Below are 17,655 nucleotides of genomic sequence, written 5' to 3' on the forward strand. Positions count from 1 at the left end.
CAGGCCCGCCCGCTTTCTGAGGACATCGATGAAGAAGTTAGTACTGGTAGTAGTCACCGTGGTGGCCGTGCTGGCCGCGGCGCTGATCCCGGCCGGCCCGCCGGTGGTGGCCGCCGCACCCGGGTTCGGCACGGCCGTCTCCGCGTTGCGGCAGAGCACCTGGCAGACCAACGCGCCGGTGAACGCGATCGCGATCGCCGGGGACAACGTGTTCGTGGGGGGACTGTTCACCAGAGTCCGGCCGCCGGGGAAACCGGCCGGGCAGGGCGAGGCGGTGCGCACGTACCTGGCCGCCTTCAGCCGCACCAGCGGTAACGCCGGCGGTTTCGCGCCGAAGCTGAACGGCCCGGTGTACAGCATCGCGGCCTCGCTGGACAAGAAGTGGATCGTGGTCGGTGGGGACTTCACCACGGTCAACGGGCTGCCGCGGAACCGGATCGCGATGTTCAACGCCGCGACCGGTGCGCTGAGCAGCTTCGCGCCGTCGGTCGCGTCGCGGGTCAAGGCGGTCGCGATCTACGGCAACAGCGTCTTCTTCGGCGGCTCCTTCGGCCGGGTGTCCGGCGTCGAGCGCAACCGGCTGGCCGCGGTCACGCTGAACGGCGGCAAGCTGCTGCCCTGGAACCCCGACGCCGACGGTGACGTGTACGCGGTCGACGTCGCCGACAACGGCACCAAGGTGTTCGCCGGCGGCCCGTTCCGGACCGTGCACAACCAGCACCACAACACGCTGGTCTCGCTGAACAACAGCACCGGCGTACCGATCGCGATGAACGCCGAGGCCTACATCCCGGAGCCGACCAGCAAGTGCGTCACCCGGGTCAAGGACATCGACACCTACGGCTCGAAGGTGTTCGTCTCCAACGGCGGTGACGGCACCGGCTGCTACGACGGGATCCTGGCCGCGGACGTCGCCACCGGGCGGCTGCTGTGGCAGAGCAAGTGCCTGGGCGCGACCGAGTCGGTCAAGGCGATCGGGAACTGGCTCTACAAGGGCTCGCACGCGCACAACTGCAGCCCCGACGACCCGTCGTACTTCAAGGACGGCTCGGGCACGCACTACCTGCTCGCGCACTCCGGGGTGACCGGCAAGCTCGGCCCCTGGTTCCCCAACACCGACGCCGACCCGAACAGCTCGACCAAGGTCGGCCCGCTGGCGATGGACGCCACCGGCACCGACCTGTGGGTCGGCGGCGACTTCCTCAAGGTGAACGGCGTCGGCCAGCAGGGCGTCACCCGCTTCACCAACGCCATCGGCGGCGCCAAGGCCCCGGCCCCGCCCGCCCCCGCGGCGAACAGCCCGGTCGCCGGGAAGGTCGGCCTGTCCTTCAAGACGGTCGTCGACCCCGACAACATCACGCTGACCTACAAGCTCTACCAGGGCACCCGCCTGGTCGGCACCTGGAACCGCAACACCTACAACTGGCAGGCCGCCCAGCTCGTCACCTACACCGACACCGGCGCCAAGTCCGGCCAGTCGGTCAACTACCGCGTCGAGGTCCTCGACGGCCACAACGTCGTCAAGTCCGCGACATCGGCGACGATCGTGGTCAAGTAGCACCCAGCACGAGCACCGCAGGCCCGGCCCGAACCTGACAGGTTCCGGCCGGGCCTGCTTGCTGTCCGGCGTACGTCGCCAGAGTCAGGTTCGGGCGGCGGCTTTGTGGGCGACCAGCGCCCGGTGGGCTTCGTGCCACCAGAGGAGCAGCGTGCAGAGGGCGGCGGTGGCGAGGCCCCAGGCGGCGCCTTGGGCGTCGCCCAGGAGGGCGCCGGTGACGCCGGCGGTGATCAGGATGACCGAGGAGATCAGGCGGACGCGGAGGCCGCGGCCGGCGGCGGCGAGGGCTCGCATGATGGCGAAGGCGCCGGCGTTGGAGGCGCCCAAGGCCTGCAACAGGATCACCGGGACCATCACGGCGCTGGCCTCGGACCAGACGCCTGGGCCCAGGAGCGCGGTGCCGACGGATTCGGGGAGCAGGAGGAAGATCGCGCCCCAGGCCAGCGCGCCGGCGCCGACTCCGAAGGAGATGACGAGGCCGACCCGCCACAGGCGGCGGTGCGAGTGCTTGAGGGCCCGTGCAGCCTCCGGTACGGCGACCGCGCGGATGCCCTGGTTGAGTACGTTCACCGGGCCGAGCAGCACCTGGGCGCCGCGGATGCCGGAGACCGCAGCGATGCTCGCGGCGGCGGTGATGCCGAGCATGTAGACCTGGATCGTGCCGCTGACCGCGAGCATCTCGCCGACGTACTTCGGGGTCAGGTCGCGGTTCGCGCGCAGCCAGTGCTTGACCAGCCGGAAGCGCGGCAGCAGGCCCGTCTGGAAGCGGCCGAAGACCGCGGCGATGACCGCGCCGAGTCCCCAGCAGAGCGTCAGCGAGAACGCCGACGCGGCGCCGGTCAGGTAGAGGCCGCCGAACAGCACGCCCATCGCGACCAGCCAGACGAGATCGTTGAGGAAAGCCCGCCGCCCGTCGCCGACGACGAAGAACGCCCAGCGCCACGCGTCCTGCAGCAGCAGCCCGGGCATCGTCACCGCGAACGCGATCAGCACCCCGTGCGACGGTACGCCCGGAACCGCCGCGATGATCAGCCCGACCAGCATCGCGGCCAGCCCGGCGAGCAGCGCGGTCGCCGTACCGGACCGGACGGCCTTCTCCCACTCCGGTGTCCGGTCCCCCGAGTGCCGAACCGCGAGCGGTTCGGTCGCGACCGCGCGGGAGACGTTCAGCGCGATTGTGTAGCCGCCGAACGCGAGCGCGTAGACGCCGAAGTCGGCGACGCTGCTGCTCCGCGCGACGAGGACACCGACGGCGAGGTTGCTGAGGCTGGACAGTCCCTGGTCGGCGAGTCCCCACCCGGCGCGGCCCGCGGGCCCGGCCAGCTTGCTGAGCTTGGGAAGTTTCAAGAAACCGGCTTCGGCGCCTGCCGCAGCACGCCGACGACGAACCGCGGAATCCCGAGCACGTACCGCTTCCACAGCCGCCGCGGCTCCTTGTAGAGCCGGTAGCTCCACTCCAGCCCGGAGCGCTGCATCCACAGCGGCGCGCGGTCCAGCCGCCCGGTGTGGAAGTCGAACGCGGCCCCGACACCGATCAGGATCGGCGCGGTCAGCCGGTCGCGGTGCTCGGCCATCCAGCGCTCCTGCTTCGGCGCACCGAGCCCGACCCAGACGATGTCGGCGCCGCTCGCGTTGAGCTCGTCGACGATCGCCGCGTCTTCCTCGGGCGACAGGGCCCGGTACGGCGGGGAGTAGGCGCCGGCGACCCGCAGCCGCGGGTGCCGTCCGGTGAACGTGTCGCGCAGCTTCTCCGGTACGCCGTCCGCGCCGCCGTAGAAGTACTGCGACCAGCCGCGCTCGGCCGCCTCGGCCATCACCCGCTCGAGCAGGTCCGGCCCGCAGACCCGCGCCATCCGGTCGAACCCGGCGCGCTTGCCCGACCAGACCAGCGGCATCCCGTCGGGCAGCGTCAGCCCGGACGAGTTGTACACCTCGGTGAGCTCGGCGTCGGCGCGCGCGTGCAGCAGCGCGTTCATGTCCGCGACGCAGACCAGCTGCCGCTCCCCCGCCGAGATCCACTTGCCGAAGGTCTCGACGGTGTCGTCCAGGTCGGTCACGCTGACGTGGATGCCCAGCACGTCGACGCGCTGGTCCCAGCCGGTCCCGTCACCGGTGCTGGTCGGCGCTCCGGTCTTTTCGACGGTCATACGTCGCCCTCCAGGAGTCTGGCAAGGTTTTGGGGCCGCCCGGTCTGGACTGAGGAGGGAGGGAGCGCAGCGACCGACCGACGAGGGAAGACCGGGCGAAAAAGCCCCAAAACCCGCGGCGACGAAGTCGACGCCAAAAGTACTGTCACGCGGTGGGCTCCTCTGTCAGGGCGGCCAGATCGGCGTCGACCATGATCCGAACCAGCTCCGGTACGTGCACCTGCGCCTTCCAGCTCAGCTCGGTCTGGGCCTTGGAGGCGTCACCGATCAGCGAGTCGACCTCGGTCGGGCGCTCGTAGCGCTGGTCGTAGTCGACGTACTGCTCCCAGTCCAGGCCCGCGTGCTGGAAGGACAGCTGGACGAAGTCACGCACCGAGTACGACGTCCCGGTGGCGACCACGTAGTCGCTGGGCTCGTGGTGCTGCAGCATCCGCCACATGCCCTCGACGTACTCGGGTGCGTAGCCCCAGTCGCGGCAGGCCTCCAGGTTGCCCAGGTAGAGGCGTTTCTCCAGCCCGAGCTTGATCCGCGCCACCGCGCGGGTGATCTTGCGGGTCACGAAGGTCTCGCCGCGGCGCGGGCTCTCGTGGTTGAACAGGATCCCGTTGACGGCGAACATGTCGTACGCCTCGCGGTAGTTCCGGGTCATCCAGTAGCCGTAGAGCTTGGCCGCGCCGTACGGCGACCGCGGGTAGAACGGGGTCTGCTCGTTCTGCGGCGGCGGCGTCGCGCCGAACATCTCCGACGACGAGGCCTGGTAGAAGCGGCAGTCCAGCCCGATCATCCGGATCGCCTCGAGCAGCCGGGTGGTGCCCATCCCGGTGGTGTCACCGGTGTACTCCGGCTCGTCGAAGCTGACCCGGACGTGGCTCTGCGCGGCCAGGTGGTAGACCTCGTCGGGCTGGATCGACGCCAGCAGCGTGACGAGGCGGGATCCGTCGGTGAGGTCGGCGTAGTGCAGGAACAGCCGCTTGTCGTCCTCGTGCGGATCGGCGTACAGGTGGTTGATCCGGTGCGTGTTGAAGGTGCTGGCCCGGCGGATCAGCCCGTGCACCTGGTATCCCTTGGCCAGCAGCAGCTCGGCGAGGTACGAGCCGTCCTGGCCGGTGATCCCGGTGATCAGGGCCTTCTTCATCGGTCAGCTCCCAGGTGGTCGAGGTACCAGGCGTAGGTCTGGGCGAGGCCCGGCTCGAGCTCGACGGCCGGCGACCAGCCGAGGTCGCGCAGCCGGCTCACGTCGAGCAGCTTGCGCGGGGTGCCGTCGGGTTTGGTCGGATCGTTGCCGATGGCACCGGTGTAGCCGACGACGCGGGCGACCATCTCGGCCAGCTCCTGGATGGTGAGGTCCTCACCGACGCCGACGTTGATCGGCGCCGGGTCGTCGTAGTGGTTCAGCAGGAACAGACAGGCGTCGGCCAGGTCGTCGACGTGCAGGAACTCGCGCCGCGGCGTACCGGTCCCCCACAGCACCACCTTGTCGGCGCCGGTCGTCTTCGCCTCGTGGAAGCGACGGATCAGCGCGGGCAGTACGTGCGAACTGGTCGGGTCGAAGTTGTCGTTCGGCCCGTACAGGTTGGTGGGCATCGCGGAGATCCACTTCAGCCCGTACTGCCGGCGCACCGCCTGCACTTGCATGATCCCGGCGATCTTGGCGATCGCGTAGGCGTCGTTGGTCGGCTCGAGCTCGCCGGTGAGCAGGCTGGACTCGCGGATCGGCTGCTCGGCGTACTTGGGGTAGATGCAGGACGAGCCGAGGAACAGCAGCTTCGGCACCCGGACGGCCAGGGCCGCGTCCATCAGGTTGACCTGGATCCGCAGGTTGTCGCTGAGGAACTCGGTCGGGTGGTCGCGGTTGGCCAGGATGCCGCCGACCCGGGCGGCCGCGTCGATCACGACGGCCGGCCGGTGCTCGGCCAGGAACGCCGTGGTGGCGGCCTGGTCGCGCAGGTCCAGCTCGGCCGAGGTGGCACCGATCAGCTGGCTGAAACCGGCCTGCTCCAACCGGCGCCAGATCGCCGATCCGACCAGACCGCGGTGCCCCGCGACGTAGACCGGCGACCGGGGGTCGATCGTCATCAATAAGCTCCTGAGCCGTAGAACACCGCGCGCAGCGTCTTCCAGAGGATGAGCAGGTCGAGCGTCATCGACCAGTTGTCGACGTAGCGCAGGTCCAGCCGGACCGACTCGTCCCAGGACAGGTCGCTGCGCCCGCTCACCTGCCACAACCCTGTCATGCCGGGTTTGACGAGCATCCGCCGGGAGTCGTCCGCGGCGTACAGCGCGACCTCCTCGGCCAGCGGCGGCCGCGGCCCGACCAGCGACATCTCACCCCGCAGCACGTTGAACAGCTGCGGCATCTCGTCCAGCGAGAAGCGGCGCAGGTACCGGCCGAGCGGGGTGACGCGCGGGTCGCTGCGCATCTTGAAGTGCACGCCGTTGCCGTCGCTGAGCGCGTACAGGTCGCCGAGCCGCTGCTCGGCGTCGGCGTACATGCTGCGGAACTTGAGCATCGTGAACTCGGCGCCGGCCCGGCCGACCCGGCGCTGCCGGAACAGGACCGGGCCGGGGCTGGTCAGCTTCACCGCGAGGAACAGGCCGAGCAGCAGCGGGCCGAGGGCGACGATGATGGCCAGCGCGACGACGCGGTCGAAGACCGCCTTCAGCACGTGCGGGCCGCCGCTGACCGACGGGCGCTCGAGGTGCAGGAGCGAGAGGCCGGCGACCGGGCGGATGGAGATGCGCGGGCCGGCGACCTCGATGATGCCCGGGGACACGATCAGCTCGACGCCGCGCTGCTCCAGTGCCCAGGACAGGCGGCGGAGCGACTGGCCGGCCAGCTCGGGGTCGGTGGCGACCGCGACGACGTCCACTGCATGACGGTCGACGGCGGCGAGGATGTCGGCCTCGTCGAGCTCGTCGGGGCGCAGCGGACCGGCTTTGCGGTTGGCGCCGCGCGGGCGGCAGGTGGCGACGACGCGGAAGCCGTCGGTGGGACGGCTCTCCAGGTGTTCGCAGAGGGTCGCTGCCGGGTCCGTGCGGCCGACGACCAGGACGCGGTGCATGCAGCGGCCGCGGACGCGGTGCCGGTGCAGGTCCTTGCGGAGCGCGTAGCGCAGGACGAGGGCGGCGATGACGGTGACCGGGATGGCCAGTACGACGAAGCCGCGGGCGATCTCGCTCTTGGTCGCGTACGAGAGGATCGCGATCGCCGCGGTCAGGCCGACGCCGGCGCGCAGGAGCGAGCGGAGCTCGTCGGGACCGGCGCCGAAGTAGCGGGCGTCGTACCCCTTGGAGAGGGCGACGCCGGCGACCCAGGCGAGTGGGAGGAGGCTGCTGATCACCAGGTAGGCGCCGCCGACCTCGTAGCCGAACCTGGTCAGCAGGGCGACGGAGATGCCGATCACCGCGGCCAGGAGGTCGCCGCCGAGGGCGGCCCAGCGGTAGACGCCGATCCAGCGCGGTTCGGTGAGGCGGGAGGGCTGCGGGACGATCGCCGGGACCTCGTGCGGGACGACCCACATCGGGCCGGGGGCCTCGTCGACGGCGAGCGGGCTCAGCGAGGCCTGCACGGCCGCGGCGCGAACCGGGGTGTGCACCGGGGAAGCACTCGGCGGATGCGCCGGGGACTGGGCGGTGGCCTGCTGGCTCGGCTGGTCGGCGGGGGTGCGGGCCTCGTCGGGCGTCGCTTCGCGCGGCGCTGCGGGCACGCCGTTACCTCCGCTCACACCGGCCTCTCGATCTCAACTGCCGCCACCCCAGGAACTCCAGGCTGCCGGGGCAGTCTGCAAGGTCTCTCCAACAGTGTCAACTGTTCCGGACCCGTGTCGGTTACGCGGCGTGTCGGGACGATTGCGAGACCGCGCGGTCCGTTGCGCGATGCTGGCGCGCACGCACGGAATAGGCGAGACTGGGGCCCGGTGACCATGTGTCACCAGGGGGAATTCTAGGGAAACACGAGGGGAAGACGGCCCGGACGAACCGTCACGGGGCCGGTTTCACAGCTGGGGGGCTGTTGTGCTGGAAGACGTCAGAGCTGTAGCGCTGCCCACGCACCGGGAACCACCGGTGGTCTGTCCGGGTGAGCGGGTCGTCGCCGACCTGTGGCTGGCGAGCCACGGGATCCGGCCGCCGTACGCCGTACTCGGGGACGATGTCGCCGGCGAGCCGCCGGCCGCTGGTCGCGTCCGCGTGCCCGCGGGCGACGACGAGATCGCGCACGCCCTGGAGGCCGGCGCACTGACGGTCGCCGACGCGGAGTCGACGCCGGTGGCGAGGCTGACCGAGTTGTCGGCCGGCGACGGGTGGATCGAGGGCTGGGTCGGACAGTCCACGGGAGACCTCTCCGTACAAGGCCAGGTCGGTTCCCGAGGTGTGCAAGTACCGGCGCGGTCTGCTGCAGGCCGCGTGGTGATCGTCGCGCAGCGGCCGTTGACCAGCGCGGACCTGCGAGAAGCTGACGGCGAGGACGTGGTGCTGGTGCTCCCGGTCGCGGGCACCACGCCGGACGGCGTACCAGCGGCGACGCTGCGGGAGTGTCTGGAGCTGGCTGCGCCGGAGAGCTTTGCCAGGGTCGCCGTACCGGTGTCCTGGCGTGGAAACGAGTCGGATGCGGCGCTGGCTGCTGCTGTTGCGGTGGGGCTCGACGCCACCCGACTGCTGCATCTCGCTGATGACAAGGTGTGGAGCGAAGCACTGCGTCGCGTTCAGGATGCGACCGACACACCGGCTGTGGTCGAGGACCCGGTGCTGAACAGCGTGGTCCCGATCCTGAGTCGCTGGCGGCCGCCGCGGCGGGAGCGGGGGCTGGTGGTCTTCTTCACCGGGCTGTCAGGGTCGGGCAAGTCGACGCTGGCCAAGGCGCTCTCCGAGCAGCTGACCAGTCAGGCCGGCCGATCCGTGACGTTGCTCGACGGCGACGTCGTACGGCGGATGCTGTCGTCGGGGCTGGGCTTCGACCGGGCCGGGCGGGATCTGAACGTGCGGCGGATCGGGTTCGTGGCGGCGGAGGTCGCGCGGCACGGTGGGGTCGCGGTGTGTGCGCCGATCGCGCCGGGGGCGGACAGCCGGGCGGCGGTGCGGGCGATGGTCGAGGCGGTCGGGGATCTGGTGCTCGTGCATGTGGCGACGCCGCTGGCGGAGTGCGAGCGGCGCGATACCAAGGGTTTGTACCGCAAGGCACGTGCGGGGTTGGTCACTCAGTTCACCGGCATCAGCGATCCGTACGACGAACCGTTCGATGCCGAGATCAGGCTGGATACTTCAGAAGTTTCTCCTGAGGTTTCTTTGCGGGAGATCACCGACTACCTGGCCGCCGGCGGCTGGATCGCCGGCGGCTGAGATGGACTTCGCGCTCGCGGCTGCCGCTTTCGGCGTCGGGGTGGTGGTCGGGCTGACGGGGATGGGCGGCGGCGCGCTGATGACGCCGGTGCTCGTGCTGTTCTTCGGCGTCCCTCCGCTGACCGCCGTCTCCAGCGACCTCGTGGCCAGTGCCGTCATGAAGCCGGTCGGTGCCGCCGTTCACCTGCGGCGTGGCACCGTCCACCTCAAGCTCGTCGGCTGGCTGTGCGTCGGCTCGATCCCGGCCGCGTTCGCCGGGGTGCTGATCGCGCGCTCGCTCGGCGACGGTGAAGACGTGCAGCAGATCATCCAGCGCGCCCTCGGTGTCGCGCTGCTGATCGCCGCGGCCGGTCTGACGATCAGGGCCTACATCCGCCTGGCCGAGCGCGCCCGCAAGCGCGACGGTCTGCTGCCGCCGCTCCCCCAGGGCCGCCCGCGGGTCAGCACCCGTCCGCTGCCGACCGTGCTGGTCGGTGTCATCGGCGGACTGGTCGTAGGGATGACGTCGGTGGGCTCCGGCTCGCTGGTGATCATCGCGCTGATGGCGCTGTACCCAGGCCTCAAGGCGAGCGAACTGGTCGGCACCGACCTGCTCCAGGCCGTCCCGCTGGTCGCGTCGGCCGCGCTCGGGCACCTGCTGTTCGGCGACTTCCAGCTCGACCTCACGGTCGCGATGCTGGTCGGCTGCGTCCCTGGCGTCTGGGTCGGCGCCCGCATCTCTTCCCGAGCGCCGGGCGGGCTGGTACGACGAGCGCTCGCGTTCGTGCTGCTGGCCTCGGCGCTGAAGCTGCTCGGCGTACCGAACGTGGAGACCGGTGTCGTGCTGGTCGCCGTGCTGCTCGTGGCCCCGCCGGTGTGGATGCTGATCCGCCGGCGCCACGGATTCCCCATGACCGTACGACGGCAGCTGCCGGAAGAGCTCGCGGACCGGGTTCGCGAACAAGCAGGAGGGAACCAGCGATGAGACGAGAGACCGTCGTGTTCGAGAGCTGGCGTGGCAAGTACTCCGACAGCCCGCGGGCGATCTCGGAGCGGCTCGGCCGGCTGCGGCCGGACCTGCGCCGGATCTGGGTGGTCGCGGACTCCGAGGTGGAGCTGCCCGACGACGTCGAGCGGGTGGTCCGCAACACCCCGGCGTACTTCCTGAAGATCGCCTCGGCGAACTACTTCCTGTCCAACGACATGATGCCGCGCTACCCGCTGAAGACCCGGCGGACGACGTACGTGCAGCTGTGGCACGGGACGCCGCTGAAGCGGATCGGCTTCGACGTCGACGCCAAGTACGACAACGCCGACGTCTACTCGCGGCGGCTGGAGAAGGACGTCCGGCGCTGGGACCACCTGGTCTCGCCGAACCACTTCTCCACCGGCAAGCTGCGGCAGGCGTTCCGCTACCCCGGCTCGGTGCTCGAGATCGGCTACCCGCGCAACGACGTCCTGTCCGGCCCGTACGCCGACGACCTGCGCGCCAAGGTCCGCGCGGAGCTGGGACTGGCCCCGTCGGCGCGGGCCGTGCTCTACACGCCGACCTGGCGCGACGACGCGCTGACCGGCGGGGCCGCGCCGAACCCGCTGGCCGAGCAGGCCGAGCAGGTGCTCGGCGGGCTGCCCGACGACACGGTGCTGCTGTTCCGCTTCCACCACCTCGTCGCCGCGTCCTCGCCGGTCCCCCGGCACCCGCGGGTGATCGACGTCAGCGACCACCCGGACATCCAGGCGCTGTACCTGGCCGCGGACGTGATGATCACCGACTACTCGTCGACGATGTTCGACTTCGCGGTGACCGGGCGGCCGATGGTGTTCTACACCTACGACCTGGCGGCGTACCGCGACCAGCTGCGCGGTTTCTACTTCGACCTGGAGGAGGAGGCGCCCGGCCCGCTGGTCACCACCGCGGAGGAGCTGACCGCGGCGCTGGCCGACGAGGACGGACTGGTCCGGCAGTACCAGCCGGCGTACGACGCGTTCCGCCGGCGGTACTGCCACCTGGACGACGGCAACGCCACCGACCGGCTGATCGCGGAGATCTTCAGCTGAAGCCGAGAACCGACAGCGTCAGTTGCGCAGGTAGCTGACGTTGTCGATCCGGCCGTTGAACTGGTCGGTCGAGGAGCGGACGATCTCGCCGTCCTCGCCGATCTTGGCCCCGATCGCCAGCGGCTCGGAGCCGATCAGGTCCAGCGACCCGATCGGCCCGGTCTTGGCCACCGCGGCCGGCTCGGTGCCGGCCGCGAGATCGGTGACGGTCAGCGTGACGGTGGTGTCGAGCCGGTGGCAGGACAGCCGGTACCACTTGGCCGGGTCGAGCGTCAGCTTGGACTTCACCACCACGGCGCCGTCGGTGCCCCGCACCACGCAGGACGCGCGGTGCTTGTCGACCTGGATCTTGAACTGGGCCGAGTCGGCGAACAGGCCGCGCTGCAGCACGTTGTCGCCGTTGTCGATCTCGCTGCCGCTGGAGTGACCGTCGAGCCGGACGTCGGCGCCGAAGGTGAACTCCGACGAGCCCGGTGACAGCCACTCCTCCGGCTCCACCCGCAGCGCCGCGAACGAGCCCTTCGACGTCCCGGCGTACGGCGGGAAGCGCAGCGCCACACCGTCCTCGCGGCCCTTCTCGAACTCCGCGACCGGTTTGTTCACCGCGAGCAGGTCGACCATCGCCGCGGCGGCGCCGTCGCTGCGGATCTCCTTCCCGGCCGCCGGGCCGGGCTGCTGGTCGTCGAAGGTGAGCAGGAGCTGCGGCCGCGGCGGTGTGTCGGTGGCCGCGGCCGGGTCGACACCGCCGGAGTCGCCGGCCGCCGTACCGCAGCCGGCCAGCAGCAGCGCGGCAGCCACCGCGGGCCAGAGTTTCGTTGTCCTTGGCATCTGTCCACCTCCTGTCGGCAGCGTAGCCGGGCCCGGCGTCACCGCGGCCGCAGCAACAGTGTCCACATGTTCGCCGTGGAGTTCGAGCTGTTCGCGACCGCGGCGAGTCCGCCCTGGGCGCCGGTCGCGACCGCGGCGCCCCGGTCGGTGAGCAGCGTCGAGATGTGCCCGCTCGGCGAACCGAACGACGTACTGCGGACCTGCTCCCCCGCCGGTGCCGTCCACGCGCTGGTCGCCGACGACTTGTCGGTCCAGTACGAGACCCGCCAGGCGCCCGGCACGGTGTTGTCGACCACCGGCGTGGTGTGCGTCGACCGGGTCACCGACTCGGTGGCCGAGTCGAAGGCGGCGACCGGTCCGGACAGACTCGTCCCCGAGTACGCCGCGACCGTCAGCCCGGCCTTGCTGTACGAGCCGACGTTGACCGACACGGTCTGTCCCGCGTCGTTGGCCCCGGCAACCTTCTGCCAGACCCGCGTCACGTAGCCGGCGCCGTTCACGGTCCGCAGCAGCGTCCAGCCGGTGACACCGGTCGGCCCGGTCAGCGCGGCGGTCGAGTTCTGGGTGAAGAACAGCAGCAGCCCGTCCCCCGCGCTGGTCGTCGGCGGCACGGTCACCGAGTGCGTGAGCGCGTTCTGGTTCGACGCGTTCGCCCCGACGAACTCGACCGGGTTGGCCACGTCGGAGACGGTCAGCGGCCGGCTGTCGGTCCCAGTCGCGTCCTCGTCGTCGGTCACGGTCAGCGTCACCGTGTAGGAGCCCGGCGCCGCGTAGGTGTGCTCCGGAGTCGGCCCGCTGGCCGTCGTACCGTCGCCGAAGTCCCACTCGTACGCCGTGATGGTGCCGTCGGAGTCGCTCGAGGTGAGCCCGGAGAAGTCGCAGTCGAGCAGGTCGCAGGAGCCGGTCCAGGCGGCCGACGGCCGCAGGTTCGGCACCGGACCGGTCCCGACGAGCAGGAAGGTGCCCTGCGAGCGCCAGTCCTGGCCGTCGATCCCCGGTCCGCTGGTCACCACGGCGGTGCCCGCGACCGGGACGTTGTTGGCGAAGTTCACCCGGTGCAGGTTGCCGTCGGCGCTGGTCGCCCAGTACAGCTGGTTGCCGGACAGGAACATCCCGGACACCTGGTTCCAGCTGACGCCGGAGATGTTGCCTGCGGCCACGAACCTGGTGACGCCGAGGATCTGGCTCTCCGGGGTGAAGTAGCGGTAGTAGAGCGACGACTGGCCGGCCAGCGTGTAGAAGAGCCGGCCGTTGCTGAAGAACATGCCGGTCATGTTGCGCAGGTCGTTGGCGAACGCGGTCATGCCGCGCAGGTTCACGTTGCTCGACGGGCCGAAGGTGGTGCCGTTGAAGGTCCGCCGGGTCAGCGTGCCGTCAGTGGTTCCGGCGTACAGGTTGCCGTCGATCATCACGGCGCCGCGGGCGTTGGTGAAGTTGGCGGTGCCGGTGTTGACGGTCGTCGCCGCGCCGGCGGTCGTTCCGTCGTACGAGCGGACGGTGGTGGTGCTGCCGAGCCGGTAGACCGGACCGGGGAGCTGGCCGGTGAAGCCCGGCGGCGGAGTGAGCGACGAGTTCGGGAACATCGCCAGGCGGCCGTGGAACTCGTAGTTCTGGCCGGTCCGGTCGGTGTCGCTGCCCATCAGCAGGCCGCCGGGGACCGCGGTCAGGTCGAAGACGCCGACCCCGCGGGTCCGGGTCGGGTTCCAGGTGTACGGCAGGCCGTTGAGCGGGTCGAGCGCGGCCAGCCCTTCCCGCGAGATCGCACCCGGTACGGCGTTGTTGCTGCCGTTGGTGTTGTTCACCCAGCGCTGGTGACCGCCGATGTAGACCGCGACGCCGGTCACGGCGACGCTCCACAGGGTGTCGCCGCCGGTGTAGTTGATCCAGGTCGGCTGCAGGTTGGTGCCGACCGCGTTGGTCTCCCAGCGCGAGGCCGAGTCGCACAGGCGGTCGGGCGGCGTGCCGCCGGTGGTGACGACGACGAAGTACGCACCGTCCGGCGCGAAGTCGACGTCGTGCACGTAGGTCCAGAACTGGTCGGAGCAGTTCGGCTCGAAGCGCGGGGTGTACCAGTTCCGGACCGCGGCCGACGGCCCGGTCAGGTCGAGCATCACGATCTGCACCCGACGCTGCCCGCCGACCAGCGAGAAGTTGCCGATGGCCACCAGCTTGCTGCCGTCGGGGGTGATGTCGAGCTTGTTGACCTGGAGCTCGGCACCGCGGACCGGGTTGGCGAAGGTGAGGGCCAGGAACGGGTCGACCGCGCCGGTATCCGCGTTCACCGCGGCCAGCACGGTCCGGCCCTGACCACCGACCGAGGCGAACAGTCCGCCGAGGAACAACCGGCCGCCGGCGAGCTTGACGTCGTACACGGTTCGGTTGACGGTCGGCCGGAACGTCGTGACCAGGCTGCCGTCGGTGAGGTTGACCCGCGCGAGCCGCGGCTGACTGACGCCCTTCACCGTGGTGAAGCTGCCGCCGATGTAGATCGACTGACCGTCCTCGGCCGCCGCCAGGGTCTCGACGGCACCGTTGACCGTCGGCAGGAAGGTGTTGTCGAGCGCGCCGGTGGTGGCGTTGTAGGCGAAGATCGACCGCCGGCTGATCTGCGTCGAGCTGGTCGCGGACCGGATCGTGGTGAACGTCCCCCCGACGATCACCCGGTTCCCGACCTGGATCAGCGCGTGCACCTCGCCGTTCAGCGCGTGCGGTGTCCAGTCGACCGGGTCGGCACTGACGATCGTGGACTGCGGCAGCTGCACCGCGTCCGCCGCCCGCTCGGTCCCGATGGTCAGGACCGAGGCGAGCAGCGCGAGCAGGACAGCAACAAGCGGTGTACGGCGTAATGCCATTCCATTCCCCCCAAGAACAACGGTGTGACTACGGCGCCGGGGCCACCACGACGCTGAACATCAGCGCTCGGGCGGACGAGGAGTCCGCCGTCGCGGTCAGGCCGCCGAGCGTGCCCGGCCCGAACGGTCCGCTGTCACCCGTCAGTGCGGTGACCCGGCCCGAACCACTGCCGGTACTGGCGTTCCGGACGGTCAGACCGGCCGGCGGGGTGAGCGTCGTCGTGGCCGACGACTTCTCGCCCCAGTAGCTGACCAGGCGGGCGCCGGCGACCGACGACGCCACGGTCGGCGTCGTGTGGGTCGTCCGGTTGACCGTCTCGCTGCCCGCGGCCGAGGCCGCGACCGGCGTCGTACCGGAGACGCCGGAGTAGACGACCAGCGTCGCGTTGCCCTTGGTGAGCGACGACGTGGTCACCCCGACCACCGACCCCGCGTCGGTCCCGGTCGCGGTCTTGCGCCAGACCCGGCCCTGCTGGTTGGTCGAGCTCGCGGTCTGGACCTGGGTCCAGCCCGCCGGGCCGTTCACCGTCGGCGCCGGGTCGTTGTCGCTGAAGAACAGCAGCATCAGCGCGCCGGCCGGTGTCGCCGCCGGGACGGTCACGTTGAACGCGTTGCTGTTCAGGTTGACGCCCGCGCCACCGACGAACGTCACCGGGCTCGCGCCGCCGGTCGTGACGGACACGTTCTGCGTCCGTTGCCCGGTGCCGCCGTCGTCGTCGGTCACCGTCAGCGTGACGGTGTAGGTGCCGGCGGCGGCGTACGTGTGCGTCGGGCTCGGCCCGGTCGCCGTACCGCCGTCGCCGAACGACCACTGGTAGGACTGGATGGTGCCGTCCGGGTCGGTCGAGCCCGCCGACGAGTACGTGCAGTCCAGGTTGCTGCAGTTGATCCCGACCTGGGCCACCGGCAGCTGGTTCGGCGGCGCGGGGATGCCTTGGAACAGGAACAGCCCGCGGGACCGCCACTCACCGGTGGACACCGTCGTCGACGACCCGGTCGGTACGCCGGTCGCCTGCGACCAGCCCGCCCGGCGGAGGTCACCGTCGGCCGAGCTGGCCCAGTAGAAGCCGGTCGGCGTCACGAACATGCCCTGCACCTGGGAGAAGTTGACCCCCGCGGTGTTGCCGGTCGCGGTGTAGCGGGTCGCGCCGACCACGCCGCTCTCCGGCGTGAAGTACCGGTAGAACAGGCTCGACTGGCCGGACAGCGTGTAGTAGATCCGGCCGGTGTCGAAGAACATCCCGGTGATCTGGGCGACCTCGCTGTGCCAGGTCGTCATGTTCACCAGCAGGTCGCCGGTGTTGATCGCGGTCGCGCCGCCGAAGCTGTTGCCGTCGTAGGTCCGCCGGTTGAACGAGCCGTCCGACCAGCCGGCGTACAGGACGCCGTTCAGCATGAAGGCGCCGCGGTTCGTGGTCCCCCAGCTGATCCCGCCGTTGGGCACCGAGGCCGGTGCACCGAAGGTGGTCCCGTCGTACGACGTCCTGGTGACCGTGTCGGCCACCGGGTTGCGCGGGCCGGCCAGGTACAGGTTGTTCGGCAGGACCGGCGTGTTGTTGGCCGGTACGACGGTGCCGCCGGCCAGCGGGAAGTACGCGATCCGCGGGTGGTACTCGAAGTTCTGGCCGAGGTGCTCGGTGTCCGAGCCGACCCACAGGCCGGTCGAGGTCGCGAGCAGGTCGAAGACGCCGACCCCGCGTTCGCGGGTCGGGTTCCAGGAGAACGGCAGACCGTTCACCGGGTCGAGCGCGGCGATGCCGGGCCGCGAGACCGCGCCCTGGCCCGCCCGGTCGCCCGCGAACGGGTTGTTCTGCCAGCGCTGGTGACCGCCGACGTACACGGCGGTGCCGGTGGCAGCCACGGCGTACGTGGTGTCACCGCCGGTGTTGTTCAGCCAGTAGTAGCTCAGCGCACTCCCCCGCGCGCTGGTGTTCCAGCGGGCCGTGGAGTCGCAGGCCGTGCCGGCGCCGCCGTACGCGCCCGTGGTCGAGACCACGAAGTACGAGCCGTCCGGCGAGAAGTCCAGGTCGCGCATGTAGGTCTGGAACGAGCGCGAGCAGGCGGTGTTGTAGAAGTTCGTCTGCCAGTTCTCGACCGTGGCGCTCGCACCGGCCAGGTTCAGCATGAAGATCTGGTGGTGCTGGCTGCCCTGGATGGTGTCGAAGTTGCCGATGGCAACCAGCTGGCTGCCGTCCGGCGTGGTGTCGATCTTGATCACCGTGGTGTTGCCGCCGTTGTGCACGCCGGCGATCGACAGGCTCATGTACGGGTCCCACGCGCCGGTGGTCGCGTTCACCGTGCCCAGCGCGGGCTGCAGGTGCCCCGCGATGTGCGTGAAGGTGCCGGCCAGCCAGAGCCGGTTCCCGACCAGCCGCATGTCCTTGACCCGCCCGGACAGCGTGGGCGGGACGAAGGTGGTGATCCGGGCGCCGGTGGTGGCGTTGATCCGGGCGGTGCTCACCGACGACGCGCCGCTGACGGTGTTGAACGAGCCGCCGAGGTAGACCGTCGTCCCGTCGCCGGACGGCAGGATCGTGGTGACCTCACCGTCCGGGTTCGGGGCGAACGTCGTACTGATCGCGCCGGTGGTCGCGTCGAAGGCGGCCAGGTTCCGCCGGGCCAGCACCGGCCCGCCGGACGCGGCCTGGATCTGGTTGAACAGACCGCCGATCAGGATCGTGTTGCCGACCTGGACGATGGACTTGACCGACCCGTCGAGCACGTTCGGTGTGAAGTTAGCGGGGTCGGCGCTGACCACCCGGTCCTGCGGGACCTGGACGGCCTGCGCCCCCTGTACTCCGGTCAGGCACGCGGCGACCCCCATCGCCAGTGCCAGCAGTGCTGAACAGCTCTTCCGCACGATTCTCCTCCCCAGAAGACCTTGCTCTTGCCGTGG

At 70.6% G+C, this 17,655-nt stretch carries 12 protein-coding genes; 4 read left to right on the forward strand and 8 right to left on the reverse strand.

The window, feature by feature from the left end; all coding sequences use genetic code 11:
• Positions 1-28: 28 nt before the first annotated feature.
• Complete coding sequence (locus tag AB0M01_RS19415; RefSeq protein ID WP_363671234.1) at positions 29-1,558, forward strand: fibronectin type III domain-containing protein; 1,530 nt, start codon at positions 29-31, stop codon at positions 1,556-1,558.
• Between the two features lie 84 nt (positions 1,559-1,642).
• Here the strand turns inward: AB0M01_RS19415 and AB0M01_RS19420 are convergent, their stop codons facing one another.
• From AB0M01_RS19420 to AB0M01_RS19440, 5 genes are all read right to left on the reverse strand, one after another.
• Positions 1,643-2,905: a hypothetical protein gene (locus AB0M01_RS19420; protein WP_363671236.1), complete on the reverse strand. Its 1,263-nt coding sequence runs from the start codon at positions 2,903-2,905 to the stop codon at positions 1,643-1,645.
• On the reverse strand, positions 2,902-3,705 hold the full coding sequence (locus AB0M01_RS19425; RefSeq protein WP_363671238.1) for a WecB/TagA/CpsF family glycosyltransferase: 804 nt from the start codon (positions 3,703-3,705) through the stop codon (positions 2,902-2,904). Before AB0M01_RS19425 ends, AB0M01_RS19420 begins: the two co-directional genes overlap by 4 nt.
• Before the next feature lie 145 nt (positions 3,706-3,850).
• Positions 3,851-4,840 (reverse strand): GDP-mannose 4,6-dehydratase, encoded by a 990-nt coding sequence (gmd, locus tag AB0M01_RS19430; RefSeq protein ID WP_363671240.1) that lies wholly within the window; start codon positions 4,838-4,840, stop codon positions 3,851-3,853.
• Positions 4,837-5,781, reverse strand: a complete 945-nt coding sequence (locus AB0M01_RS19435) for a GDP-L-fucose synthase (protein ID WP_363671242.1) — start codon at positions 5,779-5,781, stop codon at positions 4,837-4,839. The genes gmd and AB0M01_RS19435 overlap by 4 nt, the downstream gene beginning before the upstream one ends.
• Positions 5,781-7,412 (reverse strand): exopolysaccharide biosynthesis polyprenyl glycosylphosphotransferase, encoded by a 1,632-nt coding sequence (locus AB0M01_RS19440; protein ID WP_363671245.1) that lies wholly within the window; start codon positions 7,410-7,412, stop codon positions 5,781-5,783. Before AB0M01_RS19440 ends, AB0M01_RS19435 begins: the two co-directional genes overlap by 1 nt.
• A gap of 307 nt (positions 7,413-7,719) precedes the next feature.
• Between AB0M01_RS19440 and cysC the strand changes: the two genes are divergently transcribed.
• Genes cysC through AB0M01_RS19455 form a run of 3 tightly spaced genes read left to right on the forward strand, consistent with a single transcriptional unit; the run spans position 7,720 to position 11,079 of the window.
• Positions 7,720-9,042 (forward strand): adenylyl-sulfate kinase, encoded by a 1,323-nt coding sequence (gene cysC / locus AB0M01_RS19445; protein ID WP_363671247.1) that lies wholly within the window; start codon positions 7,720-7,722, stop codon positions 9,040-9,042.
• A gap of 1 nt (position 9,043) precedes the next feature.
• Positions 9,044-10,006, forward strand: a complete 963-nt coding sequence (locus tag AB0M01_RS19450; RefSeq protein ID WP_363671249.1) for a sulfite exporter TauE/SafE family protein — start codon at positions 9,044-9,046, stop codon at positions 10,004-10,006.
• Positions 10,003-11,079, forward strand: a complete 1,077-nt coding sequence (locus AB0M01_RS19455) for a CDP-glycerol glycerophosphotransferase family protein (RefSeq protein WP_363671251.1) — start codon at positions 10,003-10,005, stop codon at positions 11,077-11,079. The genes AB0M01_RS19450 and AB0M01_RS19455 overlap by 4 nt, the downstream gene beginning before the upstream one ends.
• Positions 11,080-11,097: 18 nt before the next feature.
• Here the strand turns inward: AB0M01_RS19455 and AB0M01_RS19460 are convergent, their stop codons facing one another.
• From AB0M01_RS19460 to AB0M01_RS19470, 3 genes are read right to left on the reverse strand one after another with little or no spacing between them, the layout of a single operon-like run.
• A complete protein-coding gene (locus AB0M01_RS19460) occupies positions 11,098-11,907 on the reverse strand; it encodes a hypothetical protein (protein WP_363671253.1) in 810 nt (269 codons plus the stop codon).
• 38 nt (positions 11,908-11,945) lie between these two features.
• Positions 11,946-14,759, reverse strand: a complete 2,814-nt coding sequence (locus AB0M01_RS19465; protein WP_363671255.1) for a PKD domain-containing protein — start codon at positions 14,757-14,759, stop codon at positions 11,946-11,948.
• A gap of 28 nt (positions 14,760-14,787) precedes the next feature.
• Positions 14,788-17,619 (reverse strand): PKD domain-containing protein, encoded by a 2,832-nt coding sequence (locus tag AB0M01_RS19470; protein ID WP_363671257.1) that lies wholly within the window; start codon positions 17,617-17,619, stop codon positions 14,788-14,790.
• Positions 17,620-17,655 lie beyond the last annotated feature (36 nt).

The sequence above is a fragment of the Kribbella sp. NPDC051770 genome (genome assembly GCF_040681455.1).
Taxonomy (GTDB): domain Bacteria; phylum Actinomycetota; class Actinomycetes; order Propionibacteriales; family Kribbellaceae; genus Kribbella.